The following is a 19,464-nucleotide window of genomic DNA, read 5'->3' as shown; positions in this document are numbered from 1 at the left end:
GGGTGTTCAACGCTCCGCCCGGCGGGCCAACAGGACCGAGTCCTCGGCCTCGACCGGCCCACTGTCCCGCTTGAGCGTGCGGGTGCGCTGCTCCACGACGACGGGCTCGAAGTCGTCCGGGAGACCGGGGAGGAGTTCCGCGGCCAGGAACATCGCCTTGCGGTGGCTCTCGGAGAGCTGCGTGAACTCGTGGGACGGTGCGTGGCCGACCACCAGGAGCAACCCGCCCGGGGCGACGGCGGTGGCGAGCCGGCGGGTCACCTCGACCATGCCGCCGTCGGGGGCGTGCAGATAGTGGCTCGTGACCAGGTCGTACGAGCGGTCGCCGGCATCGAAGGTCCGGGCGTCCACCCGCCACCAGTCGACATGGTCGGCCACGCCGGCCTGCTCGGCGTGGCGGGCGGCGCGGGCCAGGCCCTCGGCCGAGAAATCGGCGCCGGTCACGCGCCAGCCCTGGTCGGCCAGCCACACAACGTCCCCGCCCTCGCCGCATCCGACGTCCAGAGCCATGCCAGGGGTGAGCTCACCGGCGGTGGCGACGAGCTGCGGATTGGGCTCGCCGCTCCAGAACCGCTCCTGCCCCGCGTACCGCTCGTCCCAACCCACCGGCTCGAACATCGCGGCGGCCGCCTGCTCGTCGTGCTCGCCGCTTCGGCCGTGCTCGTGGTGACCTGACACCGGATGCCTCCCGTTGCTCGTGATGCTGTGCCGCGTCGCCCGCTGATCATCCATCCCTGACCGGTGTGCGGGACGCGTGGTCGATGGTGCTCGGACTCGTGCCGATGCGCACACAAAGTTGCGAGACCGGCAAACGGCACGGCTCTCCTGGGGCCACCATGGGGCGAGCCGTCGGCAGGGGCCGTTCGGGGGGAAGACGATCAGGCGGGCTTTTCCTCCTGGTTGGTGATGAAGTCGGCCGGCACCTGGGGACTCCAGATGGCTTCCGGGCAGTCCCAGTCGTTCGCCTGCCAGTTCTCGGTGATGCAGTCCATGTCGCTGGAGTACTCGATCCAGCTGCCCCAGGGGTCCTGGATGTAGTGGAACAGGTTCGAACCGAGGGTGTGGCGGCCCAGGCCCCAGCCCTTCGCGTAGCCCACGGAGGCCATGTTCTGCGCGCCCCGGGCGATCTGGTCGATGTCGGACACCATCCAGCTGGAGTGGTGCAGGCCGGGGTGTGACGCCGGGACGAAACCGAACACGTGGTGGTCGCCGGGCCCCGCATTCATGAAGACCGGTCCGCCGATGATGCGGTCCGACAGGCGCAGCCCGAGCATGCGCGCGTAAAAGGCTTCGGAGGCGCCCACATCGGTACTGAAGATCAGCATGTGCCCCAGGCGCTGGGGGCGGGTCTCCTCCCTCGCGTTCAGCCAGCGAGCCTGATCGACCCTCCGGACGCGGTCTCCGACGTTGGCATCCTGCGCGTCCGTGGTGCCGAACTCGCGCCAGGGCGCGATTCCCTCGTCACGGAGGTTGATCAGGTTGCCCTCGTGATCCCGCAGCCACAGGCCGCCGGGCACCTGGGCCGGCGCATCCAGCAGCTTCAGCCCCATGCCCTCGATGTGGCGCTGCCACTCCGGCAGGGAGCCCGGTTCGACCGCGAAGGCCACGTGGTGGAGCCGCTTGACCGGCCCTTCCATGAGCACCGTCTGGTCCTGCTCCCGGCCGTCGCAACGGATCACGACCGCGTCGCCGCGTTCCACCGTCTCCAGTCCGAACGCGTTGTAGAAGCTCGCGCCCGTATCCAGCGAGGGCACTTGGAGTCCGTAGTGCAGGAGGCCTTTGACACGCAACATTCTGTACTCCTCATGGTTCCGGTGGATCCGCGTCCCTCACGCACCACACCTGGATAAGTGTGTACACCCTTCGAGCGCTGCGTCTAGTGGCGGAGCGGACATTTTGCACCCCTTGGCCGGTAGCCCACCCCTTCCGTGGACCAATGTGTATGCACTATGGTTCTGCTGCCCTCAGAGAGCCGCGTGTTGGAGGAACCCATGAAACGTCCTGAATGGTCACTGGTGCAGTACCGGGTCGACGACTCGGAGAAGCTCTCCGTCGGTGTGAGCGTCGGGGGGAGCGTCGTACCGGGGCCACCCGGGACGGAAGGTCTGTCTCTGATGGAGGTGCTGGGCCGATGGGACTCACTCGTCCCGCTCCTACGGGAATGGACTCCGGCGGCTTCGGACGTCATCGCCGAGGCACGACTCGCTCCCCCGCTCACCTACCCGGGCAAGGTGCTCTGCGCCGGCGCCAACTACTGGGACCACTGTGCCGAGATGGGCGTCGAGCCCCCTGACGAGCTGGGTGAGCCGTTCTTCTTCCTCAAGCCGCCCACGACGACCGTGACCGGACCGGGAGACCCTGTGCCGCTGCCGTCCTACCCAGGCGCGCGCGTCGACTGGGAGGCCGAACTCGCCGTCGTCATCGGCCGCAGCGGCCGCAATCTCACGCCCGAGCAGGCCCTCGATCATGTGGCCGGCTACCTGGCGGCGAACGACATCTCTGCCAGAGACCGGCTCACCGCCCCCAAGCCGGTGGGCAAACCGTTCACCTACGACTGGGTCGGCCACAAGGGCCAGGACGGCTTCTGCCCGCTCGGCCCGGGAGTCGTGCCCGCCTGGCTGGTCCCCGACCCTCAGAACCTGCGGATCCGGTTGAGCGTCAACGGTGTGGTGAAGCAGGACTCCTCGACGGCGCAGATGATGGTACCGATACAGGAAGTGGTCGCAGCGGCCAGCCGCCTCACCCGACTCGAGCCCGGGGACGTCATCCTCACCGGCACGCCGGCCGGCGTCGGCGCGGCGCGCGGGGAGTTCCTGACCGCCGGCGACGAGGTCGTCGTAGAGATCGAGCGGATCGGTCGCCTGGAGAACCCGGTGGTGGCGTCATGAACAGTACGGCTACTGAACTGGGCTGGCCGGACCTGCTGCCCGTGCCCGAGACGATGCGGGCCATGGTGTTCCACCGGTTCGGACCACCCGAGGTCCTGGAGCGGGCCACAATCGACGCGCCCCGGCCCCGCCCGGGCGAGGTCCTCGTCCAGGTCGCCGCGGTCGGCATCGGCCGACTGCTCGACCTCACGGCCCGCGCGGGCAACCACCCGTACGCCAAGATCCAGCCGCCCCACGTGCTGGGCGCCGACCATGCGGGCGTCGTCGCCGCCCTGGGAGACGGTGTGGACTCCGTGCGGGTCGGGGAGCGCGTGGCAGTATTTCCCGCAGTCGCCTGCGGCAGCTGCGCCTTCTGTGTGGAGGGCCGCGAGGAGGCCTGCCCCGACCTGGAGGTGATAGGCACCCACCGCCCCGGTGCGTACGCCCAGTACTGTGCGGTGCCCGCGCGCAACGTCCACCGGGTCCCGCAGGACATCCCCGCCTCGATGGCGGCATCCCTGGCGCTCGTGGGCGCGGTGGCCGCCAACCAGCTGACCCAGGCGGGGCTGCGCCCCGGACAGTGGGTACTTGTCCAGGGCGCCGCCTCCGCCCTCGGCTCCACCACCGCCGTCTACGCCCAGCATCTCGGCGCGAGGATCATCGCCACCTCGCGCTCGGCGGAGAAGCGCGAGGCTCTGGCCGCGGCGGGCGCCGAGCTCGTGCTCAACGCCAACGACCCGGACTTCGTGAACCGCGTACGCGAGGCCACCGGCGGTCACGGGGTGGACATCGCCGTGGACAACCTCGGTGACCCGGCGATCTGGGACGCCACCCTCGACACCCTGGCCCACGGCGGCACCGTGGTCACCTCGGGTGCGTTCCTCGGCGGCAAGGTTCAGGTCGATCTGCGGCGCCTCTACTCCGCCTGCCACCGCATCATCGGAGTACGCACCGGAAACGCCGCCGCGGTCAACGCACTGTGGACCGAGGTCGAGCACGGATTCCGCGCAGTCGTCGACCGTACGTTCCCCATCGCCCGCGCTGCCGACGCGCACCGCTACATGGAGGACGACAGCAACCTCGGGCGGGTGGCACTCACCCTGGGCCCCGGGGACTGGGACGCGTAAGGACCCCCGGCCGCGGACCGGACCTCAGGCCTGACCGTTGCCCGCGATCCCCAGCGCGGTGCGCGTGGCCGCCGGTTCGTACTCCGGGGCGATGTCCGCCAGCACGTTCAGAGCGGTGCGCGCGAGATGACGGGAGATCACGCGTACCGCTTCGTCCTTGTCGCTCCGACGCAGCGCCTCCAGCAGCGCCTCGTGCTCCGAGTGCGCCCGGGCCCATGAGTTGTGTATGCCCAGTTGCGCCAGTCGGATGTAGCGCTCGCTGTGCTCGCCGAGCGAGACGAGCATCCGCTGCAGATGCGGTGCCACCGACTGCGTGGCGATGCGGTGGAATTCCTTGTGTGCCGCGTGCCAGTCGTCCGGACGGTCGTCGACCGACAGTTCCTGCATGTGCTTCAGTGCTTCGCTCATGCGCTCCAGATCGCCGGGCGCGAGCGACTTGGCCGTCACACTCACAGCGAGCGATTCGAGCATGATGCGAGCCCCGTAGACCCCGTCCAGGTCCTCGGGGTCCACGGTCCGCACCCTCGCCCGCTGATCGGGCTGTGCGTCGATGAGCCCTTCTTCCTGAAGAAGCCGGAACGCCTCGCGCATCGGAGTGCGGCTGACGCCCAGCTTCCGCGCCATCTCGGCCTGGAGCAGCGCGGACCCCGGCGGCAGTGCACCGCTGAGGATCATCTCCCGCAGGCGTCCGTGAACGTCAAGGGCCAGTCGGCGTCCGCCTGGGGCCGACCCGGGTGTCCCTGCCGTCGGTTCGAACGTGACCTGCCGTGCGTCGCTGCCTTCGGCCGCCGACCGTGGTTCCTCAGGGGCCTCGCCCCTCCTCCTGCTCATACCCGGATTCTACCCAGGTGTATGCAGCTGCCGTACGCCGAAACCGGCAGGGAGAAGTCCCTGCCGGTTCGATCCCATGTCGACCGCTCCGGAATGAGGGCGCACTGTATCCACTACCGGAACATGAGCGACTGGAGCGGGCAGGAGGGCTGCCAGGCAGGAGTGAAGCGACGGCGCAGGTCGGCCACCGCCTGGAGGCGGCGCAGAGTCACGTCGGGCGAGGTGGACAGTCCCGCGGGCCCGAGGAGACCGGGTGCCGCGGCCCGGGCGGCACTCTCCGACAGGCCGTGCCGTACCAGCGCCGCTTCGATGCCCGACGCCCCCGAGGTCAGAAGCTCTGTCGTGCTCCGGCGGCAGACGTCCAGGTAGGCGCGGATGTGGCGGGTGGCGGCATCGGTGCGCGGCGCCACCACCACACCGGTGAGGATGTCGGGTACCACCTGGAGGTGGCCGCCGAGGCGCGGATATCCCTTCTCCGCGGCGAGGACGTCGAAGGGCGGATGGAGGGTGGTCCCGTCGACAGTGCCCGTCGGCAGTGCCTGGAACCTCTGCAAGGTGCCGCCCACCGGCACGAGTTGGCCGTCGGTGACCGGCGCGCCGGCGACGTCGGCGAGTACGGCCCGCAGGACGAACGCGAAGGCGCTCTGCGCGTTGTCGACTGCCCATCGATCCGTCGCCGCCGGGGAGCCGGGACGTCGATGCACGGCGAGTTCGCCCATGCCCTCGGCCTGGACGGCCACGGGGTCCCGCTTCAGCAGTCCGCGCAGGAGGTGGTCGGGAGAGGTGTGCATGAGGTCGTAGTCGCCGTCGTTCCAGCCCGCCATCTGCTGGTCGGAGGAGGCGACTTGGACGAGGTTCACCTCCAGTCCCGCTTTCAGGAAGTACCCGGAGTCGAGGGCGTTGTAGAGATGGACAGCACCCGCACCGGGGAAGATCCCCACGGTCAGCCGTCGCGTGACAGAGCCTTCTGAGCCTTGCATGAGACCGCTCCTTCGAGTCAGTGGAGATCGCCCGGCAGCCCGGCAGCCCCGTCTTCACCATCATGCAGCAGAAGTCCCAGATGTGCATACACCTTAGGTCACAGTGCTACATCAAACCGGACTTACAGAACTGTTTCTTGCACTCCACCCTTTACAGGCCCGTGACAGTGTGCACACTTAGCGGTGCGAGGCGAGCCCACACGATGTCTCCCGTACATCGAGGCGCCCCACCCGAGCGAGAGAACCCTCACCGAATCAGCAGAGCCATGTGAGAGGAACCGTCATGCACGAAGACAGCCGCAGAGGAAGTCGTGGCCATGCCACCTGGCCCCCCGTGACACTGCTGGTACTCGCGATCTGCGGGATCACCGTCACAGCCGACGGGTACGACGTCGTCGTCTACGGCGCGGTGATTCCGTCCCTGCTCCACGAACCCGGGTGGCACCTCACTCCCGCCGGTGCCGGTCTGATCGGTTCAATCGCCCTGGTCGGGATGCTCATCGGAGCCACGACCGTCGGCACGCTCACCGACACCCTGGGCCGGCGCAGGATGCTGATCGGCTGCCTGATCTGGTTCTCGGTGATGACAGGCCTGTGTGCGACGGCCACCTCTCCGGAGGTGTTCGGCCTCTTCCGCTTCCTCGCCGGCCTCGGCCTCGGCGGCGTACTGCCGACCGCGAGCGCGCTCGTGGGTGAGTACTCGCACCCCAAGACGCGCAACCTGGTCTTCGCGACCCTCTTCAGCGGCTTCCCCCTGGGCGGCATCATCGCCGCCCTCACCGGAATCTTCGCGCTGCCCCGGTTCGGCTGGCAGGTGATGTTCCTCGTAGGTCTCCTCCCGCTTCTCCTCGTCCTGCCCCTGGCCATCAGGTCTCTGCCGGAGTCGATCACGTTCCTCCGGGCGAAGGGGCGGCACGCCGAGGCGGACAGGATCGCCGACCGCTGGAGCATCACCTCGCCCGACGCGCAGCAAGGCGTCCCGGCGCCGGAGCAGACCCCGTCCGCTACCGACTCGGGCAGCATGTCGCCGGTACGCGCCCTCTTCTCGCGCAGCTACGTCGTGGCGACGGTGTGCTTCCTGGTGATGACGTGCCTGTGCCTGTTCATGATCTACGGCTTCAACACCTGGCTCCCGGAGATCATGCACCGAGCCGGCTACTCCGCGGGCTCCTCGCTCGGATTCCTCCTCGTGTTCAACATCGGAGCCGTCATCGGCACGCTCATCATCTCTCTGGCGGCCGACCGGTTCGGCTCCAAACCGATCATCACCACCACCTACCTCGTGTCCAGCGTGGCCGTCATACTGCTCAGCCTGCGGCTGCCCACGACGGTGCTGTACGCGGCCGTCGCACTGGGTGGCGTCGGGGCGATGGGCACGCAGTCGTTCGTCCTCGCCTATGTCTCCAAGCACTACCCGGCACGTGTGGGCGCCACGGCGATGGGCTGGACCCTGGGGTTCGGCCGCCTCGGTTCGATGCTCGCCCCGCCGCTGCTCGGGCTCATCATCGGAGCCGGGCTGGCGTTCCAGTGGAACTTCTACGCACTCGCCGTACCCGGCGTCCTCGGCGCCCTGCTGGTCGGGCTGGTTCCCCGCACACCGCAAACGGCCGCCGGCTACGGGGGTGTGGGAGGAACCGCTCGTCCGCTCGCGGGGCAGACGTGAGAAACGCACCTGGCGTGACGGCCGTTCGGCCGCCTCACCCTCGCCACCGATAGGACCGCGCATGCGGGCAGGGCCTCGGACGAGGCCCTGCTGCCGCCCTACTCGAGACCGTCGGCATCACGTACGCCGGTCTCGCAGCGCGGGGGCGGAAAGTGGCAAGCGCGCGGACGCGTACGTGCGTTGCGCCGTGGCGGACGCGTGCGTCCGGCTTGATCTCGGCGCCCCGATACGGTCCTGACGCCGGGGCACGCCGTCGTCGCGGCCGCCAAGGCAGAGGGCGATGACCAGACGGGCGAGCCGACCCGGGACGGCTGGATGAGGCTGCGGGAGACCGTGCACGTGTCGCCGGGTGTCGACCTCCAGGAGAGCACGAGCCTCTTTGCCTACGGCAACCGCAGGTGCTGCGCCGGCCGCCGGAGACGGGCATCGAACCGCACGCGCGCTTCGGTCACCGGGTCCGCTCGAGGACGGGGCGCGTCAGCGGACGCCTGCTGTGTCGAGCAGGGTCGTCACCGTGGGTGCGATGAGCCCGGTCAGGTTGTCGGCCTGGATTCCCGCACGGGCGCTGGCGCCATCGAAGATCATGATGAGCTGGCGGGCCAGCAGGTCGGGGTCGCTCGCACCGCCCTGTTCGGCCTCGGAGCGGAAAAAGCCGGTCAGGTCAGCTTTGATCCGGTGAGCCACCTGGCTCGCGGGGTGGGCCTGATTCTTGAGCTCGATCTGCACAGCCAGGTACCGGCAGCCCCGGAACTCGGGGAGACCCGCCTGCGACTCCACTCGCTCGAAGACGTGTAGGATCCGCTCGCGAGGTGAGCGGCCATCGTCCGCCGACGGCAGGAGCGAGGCCACGAAGTCAGCGGCGCGCTCCTCCAGGCTTGCGGCCAGCAGTTCGTCCTTGCTCTCGAACAGCTGGTACATGGAGCGCTTGGACACCCCCGCCGCCTTGCACAGCGCCTCGACGCCGATGCCGACACCGTCTCGGTAGGTAAGCGTGGCCGCTGCCTCCAGCAGCCGCTCTCTGGGACTTGGCTTCACTTTGGTGGTCATACCGCGAGGTTAACTCGCATCGGACGAAATAGAAACCGATCGGTTTCCAGAGAGTGTCGGGCAGGCGACCGGCGCTGTGTGGATGCCTAAGGGCACTCAGAGGCTCGGCGCGGCCGCGAAGAAGAGGCCCTCGCCGAGCCGTGACGCGTCGTACGCGCCGGTTCCGCCAGGCCGGGGCCGCGGTCTTCTCGGGCTCCGTCCCGACCGGGATGCGGTGCAGTCCCTTGCGGTCGTACCAGCCGGTCACACCGAAGCCGAAGAGGGCGGCCGCCGCGAGGCCGACGGCCATCATCACCCAGCCCCGGGTCAGACCGGCGTCGGCCTGGGCGTCGTAGTGGAGGATCGAGCGGATGCCGCCGGTGATCTGCCGCAGCGGCTCGAACTCCGCCAGGAAGCGGTAGAAGCCGGGCAGCGTCTGAAGCGGCGTGGTGGCGTTGGCCGTCGGCACCGCCATTCCGATGAAGACCAGAGTGACCACCAGCATGCCCGGCGTACCGAACACGGCGAGGAAGGTGAGGGCGCCGATCCCGGTGACGGCGATGGCGCACACCGAGTACAGCCACAGCAGCGGCAGGTGTGAGGCGTCCATGCCCATGAGACCCACTGCTCCCGCCATGACCAGCGTGCCCATCAGGAGGGACAGACCGGCCATGAGGGTGCCGGCGACGGCGAGGGTCTGCACCCGCGTGGCCCGGATCAGCGGGCGGTGCAGGCGCAACGCACGCCGAAGCCCTGGCCGTGCAGATCCGCGTCCTGAGCCTGCGGCATGCGGTGCTGACGGCTGTGGCCGAGCGCGGGCTCACTGCCGAAGAGACGGATCTCATGCACAAGCCGGCCCAGCTCTCCGAGGATGAGCGCCGACGTCTGATCGGGGACTTCCTCGATGCAGCCTTCGACAGTCCCGACACCGATGCCCGACAGCCCCCAGGCGGAGCAGCTCCGGGCGTGGGTGGAGTGGGCCGAACTGGCCACAGACCCGGATTTCCGCGCCGGCGTAAGGCGGTTGGCCGAGGACCACGCGGCCGAACAGGCGCAAGGCGACACCACGGGCCCGCACCGCGACCTCGGTGCAATCGTCCGTGACCGGGTCGCCCCCGCCCTGACGGCGGGCATCGCCCCGGCCTCGCACCAAGCTGATCCGATCGTTGCGGCGCTTGCGGCTCACAATGCACACACCCTTGGCCGCCCCGACGAAACCGAGCTGCGCCGCCTGCTGCTGGCCCGGTGGGAGAGTGTGGGCGACCCGCGCCGGGATCGGTACCTCGAGTTGCTCGCAGTGATCAACGGGCCTGCTCCGGAGAGCCTGGTGCCGCTGTTCAACTGGTCCATCGAGGCCGTGCGCGTCCGAGTGGAGCGGTAGTGGGCCGGGGCTCGTCGGCGTGGGGGCGGAGCACTGCCGCATACGATCGGCAAGTGAACGACCCTCGTCCTTCGTCCCTGGTGCGGGGAGGACGTTGCTGCCCTCGTCGACGTGATCCGGGATCCCGCATGTGTCGAGGCCGTACCCGCTCTTGTGCGCCACGCGGCACGAGGCCGGGCTGTCGACCTGGTGCAGGAGTTCCAGACGCTCCAGCGCGTCGCCTCGCATCGCCCTCGTTGTCAACGGTCGAGCCGGTGCGGCGCCGCCGTATTTCCCCCGCGAGGGTCATCTGCACGTACAGCGCAGGGGTGCCTGAGATCTCTTCGGTAAGGCTGCTCAGGCGGCGGAGTCCTCGGGGCGGCGGACCTCTGGGTGCACGCCGTCCGCCCACACGTAGACGTAGTCCCACCACGGACTACAGCCAACGGGCCATCCGTATCGGCAAGTTACCCGAACAGCTCCCTGACGAGCCGAAGTCAGGATCGCGGTGACCTGGTCACCGCGTGGCCTCGGCCCGGTCAGGGAGGAGGGCGAGGAGCTGTTTCGTGTGGCCGGGCAGTTCTGCCTCCGCCAGGCCAGTGACGATGTCGCGCAGCGCCATGGGCTGATCGACCAGGAGGGTGTCGTTGGACAGGAGCCGTGCGGGCGCTGGGGTACTGAGCTCGGCGTCGCTGAGCGCCGCGCCTCCGGCGAGTGCGCACAGGGCGGCTGCCTGGCCGCCGATGCGGTCCCTGAGCCCGGCGTTGCCGCCGGCGTGCGCGATGGTTTGCTCGATGGTCCAGGTGTCGAGGGCGATCCGGTTGTCGTACGTCGTGTTGGCGCCCGCTGCGATACCTGCGACGGCGGCGATGGTGGCGGCGCTGATGAGAGAGACGTGCGCCAGGATCTGGTCGGCGTTCCACTCGCCGTCCGGCGGGGCGGGTTTGGGGTCGTCGGCGTTGGCCACGGTGGCGGCTGCGTCGAGCAGTGCGCGGTAGGCGTCCTGGAGTGGGGCGGTGTCCAGCATGTCTGCACCTCTCTGTGCGGGCGTATGCGGGATGGACAAGCGGGCGGGGAGTCGCGGCTCACGTGTGGGCGGGGGACATCTCCCAGGGCGCCTGCGGCAGGACCTCGCCGGTCTCCAGCATCGACTTGAGGTTCGCCAGCACGGCCGGCCAGCCGGCCGAGATGCCGCCCAGCATCTCCTGGTTGGGGAGGTTCTCGTGGGTCACGGTGAGGCGGACGATGTCCTGATGCGGTTCGACGAGAAAGGTGACGACCGACGGCTCTCTCGGCGATTCCGCCTCGGGGGCGTCGTCAAAAGTGATGACCAGCCGGGTCGGGGGCTCGGTCTCCAGGACACGGCCCACCACGTCGATCTTGCCTGACCCGTCGGCTCGCCGGTGTTCCCAGGCCGAGCCCGGCTGCCAGTCGGAGACGTTGGCGTGCCCCCAGTAGCGCGCCGTCAGGTCGGCGTCGGTCAGGGCTTGCCACACCTGCTCCGCACTGGCGCGGATGTAGGTGACGTATACGTAGTCCGACACCGGTGTGGGTGCGTTGGTCATGGCGTACTCCTCTGCCTGGTGCTTGATGGCGCTGATCGCTTGCAGGCGGGGTCTGTCGAAGCCGGAGATCCAGCGTTCCTCCATCTCGTGGATCGGGGCCGGATTGAGGTAGTGCAGCCGCTCCCGGCCACGCCGTACCACGGTGACGAGGTTGGCCCGCACAAGGATGTCCAGGTGCTGCGTCGCCGACTGGCGCGCCATGCCGAGTCGCTCGCACAGTTCGCGCAGAGTCTGCCCGTTGTGCGCGCGTAGCCGGTCGAGCAGGAGCCGCCGGGTGGGGTCGGCCAGCGCCTTGAACACCGAGTCCATCGCTGTTGGTTCGAGGCTCACACTCCACATTATGCAGGTATTCACCTGCCTATCGTCAAGGGGCGAGGCCGGCCGCGCGAGCCGAGCGCAGCGATGTGCGCGGACGGCCGGGGCCGCACCCGATCCACGGCGCCCCCCCTTGGCAAATCCACGCTCACCGAGCCGGCCTCGGCAGGCGCCGAGGTGACCGGCCTCCCACTGCCGGCGGCCCGGCAGTTCGCCTCACCCCGGGACGCCGCGCTCGACCTGCTGCGCAGGATCGCCACTGCCGAACATGGCCTCGCCGTGTTCCTGCGGCAGCGGGTGTTCGGTGTGGGGCGCATGGCCCTCTCGAACACGGAGAAGGCGGCACGCACGGCCCGGCAATCATGCGACAGGGCGCCGGTCCGCGATCGTCCAGCAGTCCAAAAATCGCGCGGAGTGAGTGCTCACTCATTGACGGAGTGAGCACTCACTCCGTAACCTCGCAGTCATGACAGCACCCAAGGAGAACCAGACCACCCGCCGCCGCGCCCCCGCCATGTCGCCGGAGCAGCGGCGCTCGATGATCATCCAGACCGCGATCCCGCTGATCGCCGAATTCGGCGCCGCGGTGACGACCGCGAAGATCGCCCGCGCCGCAGGCATCGGCGAGGGAACGATCTTCCGGGTCTTCGCCGACAAGGACGAGCTGCTGCGGGCCTGCATGGCGGAGGCGCTCTCCCCCGAGCACGCGATCCGTGAGCTCGACGCGATCGACCTGTCCCAGCCGCTCCCCGACCGGCTCGCGGAGGCGGCCGAGGCGCTGCAGGCGCACCTGGCCAGGATGGGCGCGATCGCGGGCTCGCTGGGGCATGGTGGCGGCAAGCACCCCGGTACGGTGCGCGGCGCGGGCCGCACCGAGTCGACGACCCGTCTCCGCGCGGCACTCGCGGATCTGCTGGAGCCAGACAAGGCCGCCCTGCGCCGGCCGCCCGAGCAGATCGCGGCCCTGTTCTTCGGGCTGCTCTTCACCCAGCCGCGTACGGACGACGAGCCCGACCTCACCCCACAGGAGCTGGCGGAGGTCTTCCTGCACGGGGCGCTCTCCGAGGGCGCCAAGTGAGCGTGAGGAGAAGGCGCCTGGCGGCGGCGGCCCTGGCCGTCCTGGCCCCCGTCCTGGTGTGGCTGGTCGCGGACCCACTGCTGGGGCACCGGCTGCGGATCACCGATGGCGAGCAGACGCTCGACATCGGCGCCGTGCCTGTGGGCTTGCTCGCACTGCTCGCGTCGCTCTCCGGCTGGGGACTGCTGGCCGCCCTGGAGCGGTTCGGGGCGCGGCGGGCCCGCGCCATCTGGACCGGGGTGGCCGGCGCCGTACTGGCCGTTTCCTTCCTGCCGTTCCTCGGCGACGGCATGGACAGCGGCACCCGGGTCTCCCTCGCTCTGATGCACCTGGCAGTGGCGGCGGTGCTGGTGCCGGGGCTGGGCGGCTGGTCCCCCGGGGTGCGATCCGATACCGCTAAGGGGTGACTGCCAACACCAAGTACGCCGCGAACAGCACCAATACAACCGTTCGGGAGGGTGTGAGACCCCGGCGTGGACCGTGGGCGACGGCGTGTGGGTGCTGATCAGGCCGCTGCCGCCGCCGCGACCGGATCGGTCACCGGGCCCTCGCCCGATGGACGAGCGGCCGTAGGACTGCCCCACCATCGGCCGAGTCGCATCAGCGACATCCCCGGGTCGGCATTGTCGGATCGCCCAGGATTCGGGCCGGATCGCGCCCCAGGACCGGACGGGCGGGTGCAGCATCGGTCGGTTACGAGCAGGTCATTTGCCGATGCCTTGGGCGAGGAGACTCTCGGCGGTCTCCGCGATGGTGTCGTCGATGGGACGTGCCCGCCACCCGAGGAGCCGCTCCGCCTTGGCGCTTGTGGCGTCGAGATCCCGGCCGAGCTGGTGCCTGAGCAGTCGCAGTTCCGGGTTCACTGTGCTCAGGGCGCGTGCGAGCCATACGGGTAGTTCACGGGCCGGCGCCTTGGCTGCGCGCTCGCCCAGGCGGTCGCGCAGAATGCGCGCGCTCTCGACGACGCGCAGGCTGTGCCCGGCGATCGCGAGGAAGCGCTCGCCGGCAGCTGCGGGATCGGTCATCGCGCGCAGGTGCAGATCCGCGACGTCGCGCACGTCGACGAAGCCCATCCCGAAGGGAGGGCATGCAGGTACCCGCCCCTCGAGCATTCTGCGGACCAGACGCAGGGATGGCGGGTCGTCGGGGCCGAGCAGCGGCCCAAGGATGCCCACGGGATGAACCGCGGTCAGTTCCAGTCCGCCACCTTCTTCTTCGACGAACTGCCAGGCGGCGCGCTCGGCGAGCGTCTTGGACCGTTGGTAGGGCGGGATGTCGCTAGCGACGTTGGTCCAGTCCTCCTCGGTGAACGGGGTCGAGCGCCGGGGGTGCCCGATCCCGATGGCGCCGAAGGCGCTCGTCAGGACGACCCGACGCACGCCGGCGTCGCGGGAGGCGCGCAGCACTCGCACAACGCCCTCCCGCGCGGGGACCACGAGCTCGTCGTCGTTCGCCGGTGTATGGCGCAGGGTCGGCGAGGCGACGTGAAGGACGAAGTCGCAGTCGGCGACGGCGTCGTCCCAGCCGTCTGCGTGTTCGAGGTCGGCGCGTACGACCGTGAGGCGGTCGTCGTCGAACGGTGCGGCCGCGTGAAGCCAGGAGCGCAGTGCCGGCTCACGCTTCGGGTCGCGGACGGTGGTGCGGACGGTGTGGCCGGTGTCGAGCAGGGCCAGGACTCACCGGCTCCCGACAAGGTGAGGTCCCGTGGTCCGTTCAGACGCCCTCGAGAACAGGGCGCGCATCCTCGCTGCCGCGCGCGAAGCGCTCACAGCCGACGGCAACACGTCGATGAACCAGATCGCCCAACGGGCCGGAGTCGGCGCCGGCACCCTGTACCGCAACTTCCCCACCCGCGAGGCGCTGGTCCTGGCCGTCTACCAGGACGAGGTCGACCGCATCATCGGCACCGTGCCCGACCTGCTGGCCGGGATGCCACCGCTGGAAGCGCTCCGTCACTGGACGACCGATCTGGTCGATGCCATGCGCAGAAAGCACGGCCTCGGCGACGCCCTCAGCCCGAGCGCACACCTGGCGATCAGCGAGCAGAGCTACGGCCCCGTCATCGCGGCGATCACCGAGATCCTCGACGCGGGCAACAAGGACGGAAGCATCCGCGCGGACGCCGACCCCGGCGACTTCCTCCAGCTCACCGCCGCACTCTGGCGCGCCGCGTCCAGCCCCGAAGACCGGGCTCCCCGCATGCTCGCGCTCATCCTGGACGGACTCCGCACGCATCGATAGACGCCGCGCGCCCTTCGTGCGGGTGGCAGGCGCACGCCACTCGGCCAAGAGGACGGTGGCGTCCTCGTCGAGCCGACCGTGGGGTCTGGCGTTCGAAACGTTCGATCAAGATCTCGTCGAGCTACCGGAGAGAGGTCGCTCAGTCGGCGGCGCCCGCGATGTCCAGGAGCTGCTGGTGGAGTCGGGGACGGGCGAACAGTGCGGCTCCGGTGTCGGTCCGGTACTGGCCGGTGAGGTGGCTGAAGGTGCCGCCGGCCTCTTGGACGATGGGGATCAGAGGGGCGATGTCCCAGGGACCGGCTCCCAGGAGGAGGAAGGCATCCAGCTGACCGGCTGCGACGAGGAGGGCGCCGTGACAGGTGCCGGATCCGGCGGACGGTTTGCGGGGGTCCGGCGCGGTGGGGTCCGCTGCGGTCCAGTCGAGCAGCGGTCGGACCTGCGAGACGCCTCCGGCCAGTTTCGCGGCCACGATGTGTTCCTGCTGGTTCAGTCTGGACGGGGGCGGCCAGATGCCGACAGCTGCGTTATGAACACTTGCGCCGTCGGTGAGGACCAGCCGGTGCGCCGGTACAGCCGGCTCGGAGGGGCATGGCCCGGTCCAGGAGCCCGAGTCAGGCCTGGCCCACCACCGGCGGCCCAGAGCAGGGGCGGAGACCATGCCCAGGGTGACGCGGCCGTCCTCCTCGACAGCGATCAGTGTGCTCCACTCCGGTTCTCCGGCGAGGAAGCTCGCGGTGCCGTCGATGGCGTCGATGATCCAGCGCCGTCTGCCATGACCATGGGCGCCGAACTCCTCACCGATGAACGCGTCCTCGGGATGCTCCTGGCGGATCAAGGTGCGAAGGACGGTCTCGATCTCCCGGTCAGCGTAAGTGACCGGGCTCCCGTCGCTCTTGGTCCGGGCTCCGAAGGCGGCAGTCGAGAAGTAGCTTCGCGCGATGGCATCCGCTTGGTCGGCGAGGCAGTGGGCGAGTTCCAGGTCTGCCGGGTTCATCACGAGACTGCTCTTCCCACCCTGGTCCGCTGTTGAAGTGCCGGACAGAGCGTGCAGGTTGGCCGAGTGCCGGACCGCATAGTCGACTACCTCGGTCCGCTGCTGGCGCTCCTTGCCAGACTGACTGACGCGCTGACCCGACCGACCAGCACCTCGTCCCGCGGCGATCCGCCTGCACCGCACACTGCGGGACCGCGGGCTAGCGTTTGCCGACGGTGTAGGTCAGGTGGGTCACCCGGGACGATGCGTCAGTCCGGGTCTGTTCGAGGGCGAGGCGGTCCGGGTCCACGCGGTCGAACAGGCGGATGCCGGTGCCGAACAGCACGGGTGCGAGCGTGATCGAGAACTCGTCGATCAGGCCGCTGTCCAGGTACTCCTGGATCGTCTCGGCGCCGCCGGCGATGCGCACGTCGCGGTCAGCGGCTGCCTCGCGGGCCTGGTCGAGGGCGCTCTCGATGCCGTCGTTGACGAAGTGGAAGGTGGTGCCGCCGGGCCGCTCCCACGGGTCACGCCTGGTGTGTGTGAGGACGAACACCGGGGTGTGGAACGGTGCCTCCTCCGGCCATGCCGGCTCACCGGCGTCGAACATACGCTTGCCCATGACGCTCGCACCGGTGCGCTCGTACGTCGCCCGTGCGATGTCGTTGTCGAGTCCTTCCTCGCCGCCCTCGCCGAGCTTGAGGTTCTCCCGGAACCACCGTTGCGGGAACGCCCACGCCTGCAGTTCCGCCCACTTCGACATCCAGCGCCGGACGCCCGGGTCGTCCTGCTTGTCGGGTGAGAAGACGTCCTCGGGCGGCACGGGCTCGGGTGCCATGAAGCCGTCGAGCGACATCGTCACGCTGAAGAACACCTTCCCGGCCATCAGCTCTCCGCTCCCTTCGGGCTGGTCTCGTTGCGGTCGGCGTCGTTCCGGGTGAGTTCTGCGACGTAGGCCGCCAGGTTGCTCAGGGTCTGCCGACCACCCTCGATCGCGTGGTACTTCTCCACCGCCTCGTCGCGGAGTTCCTTGCTGGGGAACACCGTGCGCATCACGATCCGGGTCTCGTCGCCGGCCGGCTCGAAGGCCAGGAACGACTCGAAGGCGTTGGGATCGTCGCGGGACTCACCGTGCAGCAGCGCGATCCGCTCCGGCGGGACGATCTCCCGCCAGGTGATCCACTCCTGATAGTCGGTCCCGTCCGGCCCGTGCATCACGAAGTCCCAGGCCCCGTCGACGCGAAACTCGAAGGAACGCGTCGTGGTGGTGAACCCTTCCGGCCCCCACCACCGCGACAGGTGCCGGACCTGCGTGAACGCCTCGAACACCAGCTCCCGTGGGGCGCCGATGACCCGGGAGATCACGATCTCGCGGTCCGCGATGGTGTGGTCGGGCTCAGCGCCGCTACTGGTCGTAGCCATCCGTTGGTTCCTCCTGCCTCGCCTGTTCCAGGTCTCGCACGTACTCGTCCAGCCGGTCGAAGCTCTCGCTCCAGAACCGCTCGAAGCCGCCCACCCACTCGTGGACCGGCCGCAGCCCGCGGGCGTCCAGGCCGTACAGCCGCTGTTTGCCCGCCCCACGGACCCGCACCAGCCCGACCTCCCGGAGGACCCGCAGGTGCTTGGACGCCTGCGGCTGGGTCATCCCCAGGTCCCGCGCGAGGTCGGTCACCGGGCGCTCGCCGCTTCGCAGCAGCAGCAGGATCTCCCGCCGCTGCGGTTCGGCGATCGCGTTGAACGCGTCCGAGGTCGTCGCCGCTCGTGCCATGACGCCATCATATGCCCATATGGGCATGCGTCAATGATCCGTGGTCCGGCCGCACCACAGGAGGACTGTGTGACGAATGGCGGGCTGAAACCGTCAGGCAGGCGGAAAACCGCGACACGAGCCCCTCGGTCCTGATCGGGACAGGGCCGGCGGCCTGGTCCCGGCTCGGCCATGCCATGCGGGCCGATCAGCCGGCTCGCCATCGGTCACGGTGTCGCGTGCCGATCCCCCGCCCACCCAGGACCCGACCTCACCTACGAGGTCGGACCCTCCGCGCGTCTTCGGAGTCACTGCCGTCGGACGTCCGAGCCCGCATGCAGGCCGTCACCGATTCGGTCTCGTGCGCCGCGAAAGCCCCACAGCAGCCCGAGACCTGCGATCGCACGCAAGGCCGTGGATCACGCCGACACCGGTGCCGCCCCTTCAGGCGCGACCTGGTCGGCCACCACCCGTCGCCGCCGTACCGGAATGCCCATCGTCGGGTTGCCGACGCTCCAGGCCGCCCCCTTGCAGACCAGCTCCTTGTAGCGGGCCGCGAAGCGACCGGTCAGGGCGTGGTCCACGGAGCGGTCGTCGGCGGTGACGAACTGGATCAGGCCCTCCTTGCGGCCGAGAGAGATGCACTGGTTGAAGTAGCGCAGCGGAGCGCTCGGCAGCTTGCCGCCGGTCAGGCGGGCGGCGATGGAGTCGGCGGCCTGCCACGCCATGGGGGTGCCAGAGGCGCAAGACATGCGCAGCGGCTTGTCGCCGGCGCCCAGTGCGTGACCGGCGTCGCCGATCGCGTACACGTCCGGGTGCGAGACCGAGCGCATCGTCGCGTCGACCACGATGCGGCCGGTGTCCGCGAGTTCGAGGCTGGTGGCCGCGGCCAGCGGGTGCACCACGAAGCCCGTGGTCCAGACGGTGACGGCAGCCGGGAGGGTCCGGCCGTCCGCGGTCGTGACCTGGTCCGCCTCGACCGCGGTCACCGCGGCGTTCTCGTAGACCGAGATGCCGAGCCTGTCGATGACGTTGCGCAGGTGCGCGCGGCCCTTCGGGGAGAGCCAGTCGCCCAGTCCGGCGCGTGTGACGAGCCTGATGTCGAGGTCCGGGCGGGCCTCGGCCACCTCTGTCGAGAACTCCAGGCCGGTCAGGCCGCCGCCCACGACCAGGACCGTCTCGCCCTCGGCGAGCCGGCCCAGGCGCTCGCGCAGCCGGAGCGCGCCGGGGCGGCTCGCGATCTGGTGGGCGTGCTCGGCGACGCCGGGCACGCCGTTGTCGTTGCCGCCGCTGCCGAGGGCGTAGACGAGGGTGTCGTACGGCAGTTCCGCCGTCCCCTCGGCGCTCTCCACCGCGACCGCCTTGCGGTCCACGTCGATCGACGTGACCTTCGCGAGCTTCAGTTCGACTCCCGTGCCCGCGAACATCTCGCGCAGCGGGCGCGGCTTCAGGTCCTGGCCCACGGCCAACTGGTGCATCCGGACCCGCTCGACGAAGTCGGGCTCCGCGTTGACGAGGGTGATGGCGACGTCCTCACGGCGCAGCCGCTTGGCGAGTCGGCCTGCCGCGATCGCTCCGGAGTAGCCGGCGCCGAGAACGATGATCCGGTGCTGCATTTTCCTGCTCCTGTCTGCGCGGGTCCGGTGCCTTCTGGTCCGGTCACGCCCCTTGAACCGGGCAGCCAGCCGATT

At 69.7% G+C, this 19,464-nt stretch carries 19 protein-coding genes and 2 pseudogenes; 7 read left to right on the top strand and 14 right to left on the bottom strand.

Annotated elements, in window-relative coordinates; genetic code table 11:
• Positions 1 to 6: 6 nt before the first annotated feature.
• Entirely contained in the window at positions 7 to 678 is a 672-nt protein-coding gene (locus tag AQJ46_RS38230) for a class I SAM-dependent methyltransferase (RefSeq protein ID WP_059209930.1), read from the bottom strand.
• 200 nt (positions 679 to 878) lie between these two features.
• Positions 879 to 1,793 carry a VOC family protein gene (locus AQJ46_RS38225; protein ID WP_059209929.1) on the bottom strand — a complete coding sequence of 305 codons (915 nt, stop codon included), beginning with the start codon at positions 1,791 to 1,793 and terminating at the stop codon, positions 879 to 881.
• A 198-nt stretch (positions 1,794 to 1,991) separates the two neighbouring features.
• Between AQJ46_RS38225 and AQJ46_RS38220 the strand changes: the two genes are divergently transcribed.
• Entirely contained in the window at positions 1,992 to 2,888 is an 897-nt protein-coding gene (locus tag AQJ46_RS38220) for a fumarylacetoacetate hydrolase family protein (RefSeq protein WP_059209928.1), read from the top strand.
• Positions 2,885 to 3,994, top strand: coding sequence for an alcohol dehydrogenase catalytic domain-containing protein (locus AQJ46_RS38215; RefSeq protein ID WP_059209927.1), 1,110 nt, complete (start codon positions 2,885 to 2,887; stop codon positions 3,992 to 3,994). The genes AQJ46_RS38220 and AQJ46_RS38215 overlap by 4 nt, the downstream gene beginning before the upstream one ends.
• A 24-nt stretch (positions 3,995 to 4,018) precedes the next feature.
• Here the strand turns inward: AQJ46_RS38215 and AQJ46_RS38210 are convergent, their stop codons facing one another.
• Both AQJ46_RS38210 and AQJ46_RS38205 read right to left on the bottom strand, forming a co-directional pair.
• The gene (locus AQJ46_RS38210; RefSeq protein WP_079072594.1) at positions 4,019 to 4,825 is read right to left on the bottom strand and encodes a GntR family transcriptional regulator; all 807 of its coding nucleotides are present in this window, start codon (positions 4,823 to 4,825) and stop codon (positions 4,019 to 4,021) included.
• Between the two features lie 113 nt (positions 4,826 to 4,938).
• Positions 4,939 to 5,805 (bottom strand): ABC transporter substrate-binding protein, encoded by an 867-nt coding sequence (locus tag AQJ46_RS38205; RefSeq protein WP_059209926.1) that lies wholly within the window; start codon positions 5,803 to 5,805, stop codon positions 4,939 to 4,941.
• A 334-nt stretch (positions 5,806 to 6,139) separates the two neighbouring features.
• Between AQJ46_RS38205 and AQJ46_RS38200 the strand changes: the two genes are divergently transcribed.
• On the top strand, positions 6,140 to 7,468 hold the full coding sequence (locus tag AQJ46_RS38200; protein WP_059209925.1) for an MFS transporter: 1,329 nt from the start codon (positions 6,140 to 6,142) through the stop codon (positions 7,466 to 7,468).
• A gap of 477 nt (positions 7,469 to 7,945) precedes the next feature.
• Here the strand turns inward: AQJ46_RS38200 and AQJ46_RS38195 are convergent, their stop codons facing one another.
• Together AQJ46_RS38195 and AQJ46_RS38190 are read right to left on the bottom strand one after the other, a co-directional pair.
• Complete coding sequence (locus tag AQJ46_RS38195) at positions 7,946 to 8,515, bottom strand: TetR/AcrR family transcriptional regulator (protein ID WP_059209924.1); 570 nt, start codon at positions 8,513 to 8,515, stop codon at positions 7,946 to 7,948.
• A gap of 169 nt (positions 8,516 to 8,684) precedes the next feature.
• A pseudogene (locus AQJ46_RS38190) lies at positions 8,685 to 9,233 on the bottom strand (DUF3533 domain-containing protein); the annotation flags it as partial.
• On the opposite strand from AQJ46_RS38190, the pseudogene AQJ46_RS52930 reads away from it, so the two are divergent.
• Positions 9,230 to 9,875: pseudogene (locus tag AQJ46_RS52930) on the top strand (MerR family transcriptional regulator); the annotation flags it as partial. The pseudogenes AQJ46_RS38190 and AQJ46_RS52930 sit on opposite strands and share 4 nt — an antisense overlap.
• 496 nt (positions 9,876 to 10,371) lie before the next feature.
• On the opposite strand, the gene AQJ46_RS38175 reads toward AQJ46_RS52930, so the two are convergent.
• Positions 10,372 to 10,881, bottom strand: a complete 510-nt coding sequence (locus tag AQJ46_RS38175) for a hypothetical protein (protein WP_059209921.1) — start codon at positions 10,879 to 10,881, stop codon at positions 10,372 to 10,374.
• A 58-nt stretch (positions 10,882 to 10,939) separates the two neighbouring features.
• Positions 10,940 to 11,728 (bottom strand): ArsR/SmtB family transcription factor, encoded by a 789-nt coding sequence (locus AQJ46_RS38170; RefSeq protein ID WP_059209920.1) that lies wholly within the window; start codon positions 11,726 to 11,728, stop codon positions 10,940 to 10,942.
• Between the two features lie 472 nt (positions 11,729 to 12,200).
• On the opposite strand from AQJ46_RS38170, the gene AQJ46_RS38165 reads away from it, so the two are divergent.
• Both AQJ46_RS38165 and AQJ46_RS38160 read left to right on the top strand, forming a co-directional pair.
• On the top strand, positions 12,201 to 12,812 hold the full coding sequence (locus AQJ46_RS38165) for a TetR/AcrR family transcriptional regulator (protein WP_059209919.1): 612 nt from the start codon (positions 12,201 to 12,203) through the stop codon (positions 12,810 to 12,812).
• Complete coding sequence (locus AQJ46_RS38160) at positions 12,809 to 13,219, top strand: DUF6069 family protein (RefSeq protein ID WP_059209918.1); 411 nt, start codon at positions 12,809 to 12,811, stop codon at positions 13,217 to 13,219. The genes AQJ46_RS38165 and AQJ46_RS38160 overlap by 4 nt, the downstream gene beginning before the upstream one ends.
• A 297-nt stretch (positions 13,220 to 13,516) precedes the next feature.
• Here AQJ46_RS38160 and AQJ46_RS38155 read toward each other — a convergent pair whose 3' ends face one another.
• A complete protein-coding gene (locus AQJ46_RS38155) occupies positions 13,517 to 14,485 on the bottom strand; it encodes an NAD-dependent epimerase/dehydratase family protein (protein WP_167368254.1) in 969 nt (322 codons plus the stop codon).
• A 31-nt stretch (positions 14,486 to 14,516) separates the two neighbouring features.
• Between AQJ46_RS38155 and AQJ46_RS38150 the strand changes: the two genes are divergently transcribed.
• Positions 14,517 to 15,053, top strand: coding sequence for a TetR/AcrR family transcriptional regulator (locus AQJ46_RS38150; protein ID WP_059209964.1), 537 nt, complete (start codon positions 14,517 to 14,519; stop codon positions 15,051 to 15,053).
• Between the two features lie 139 nt (positions 15,054 to 15,192).
• On the opposite strand, the gene AQJ46_RS38145 is transcribed toward AQJ46_RS38150, so the two are convergent.
• From AQJ46_RS38145 to AQJ46_RS38125, 5 genes are all read right to left on the bottom strand, one after another.
• The gene (locus AQJ46_RS38145) at positions 15,193 to 16,047 is read right to left on the bottom strand and encodes an inositol monophosphatase family protein (protein ID WP_225887492.1); all 855 of its coding nucleotides are present in this window, start codon (positions 16,045 to 16,047) and stop codon (positions 15,193 to 15,195) included.
• A gap of 199 nt (positions 16,048 to 16,246) precedes the next feature.
• Entirely contained in the window at positions 16,247 to 16,912 is a 666-nt protein-coding gene (locus AQJ46_RS38140) for a dihydrofolate reductase family protein (protein ID WP_059209916.1), read from the bottom strand.
• Entirely contained in the window at positions 16,912 to 17,448 is a 537-nt protein-coding gene (locus tag AQJ46_RS38135) for an SRPBCC family protein (RefSeq protein WP_059209915.1), read from the bottom strand. The genes AQJ46_RS38140 and AQJ46_RS38135 overlap by 1 nt, the downstream gene beginning before the upstream one ends.
• Positions 17,432 to 17,794 carry an ArsR/SmtB family transcription factor gene (locus tag AQJ46_RS38130; protein WP_059209914.1) on the bottom strand — a complete coding sequence of 121 codons (363 nt, stop codon included), beginning with the start codon at positions 17,792 to 17,794 and terminating at the stop codon, positions 17,432 to 17,434. The genes AQJ46_RS38135 and AQJ46_RS38130 overlap by 17 nt, the downstream gene beginning before the upstream one ends.
• Positions 17,795 to 18,192: 398 nt before the next feature.
• The gene (locus tag AQJ46_RS38125; RefSeq protein WP_059209913.1) at positions 18,193 to 19,389 is read right to left on the bottom strand and encodes an NAD(P)/FAD-dependent oxidoreductase; all 1,197 of its coding nucleotides are present in this window, start codon (positions 19,387 to 19,389) and stop codon (positions 18,193 to 18,195) included.
• Between the last annotated feature and the right edge of the window lie 75 nt (positions 19,390 to 19,464).

Origin of the sequence: Streptomyces canus (assembly GCF_001514145.1) — a bacterium.
Lineage (GTDB): Bacteria > Actinomycetota > Actinomycetes > Streptomycetales > Streptomycetaceae > Streptomyces > Streptomyces canus.
Note: the sequence above shows the minus strand (reverse complement) of the source record. Positions and strands in the feature narration are given on the sequence as shown.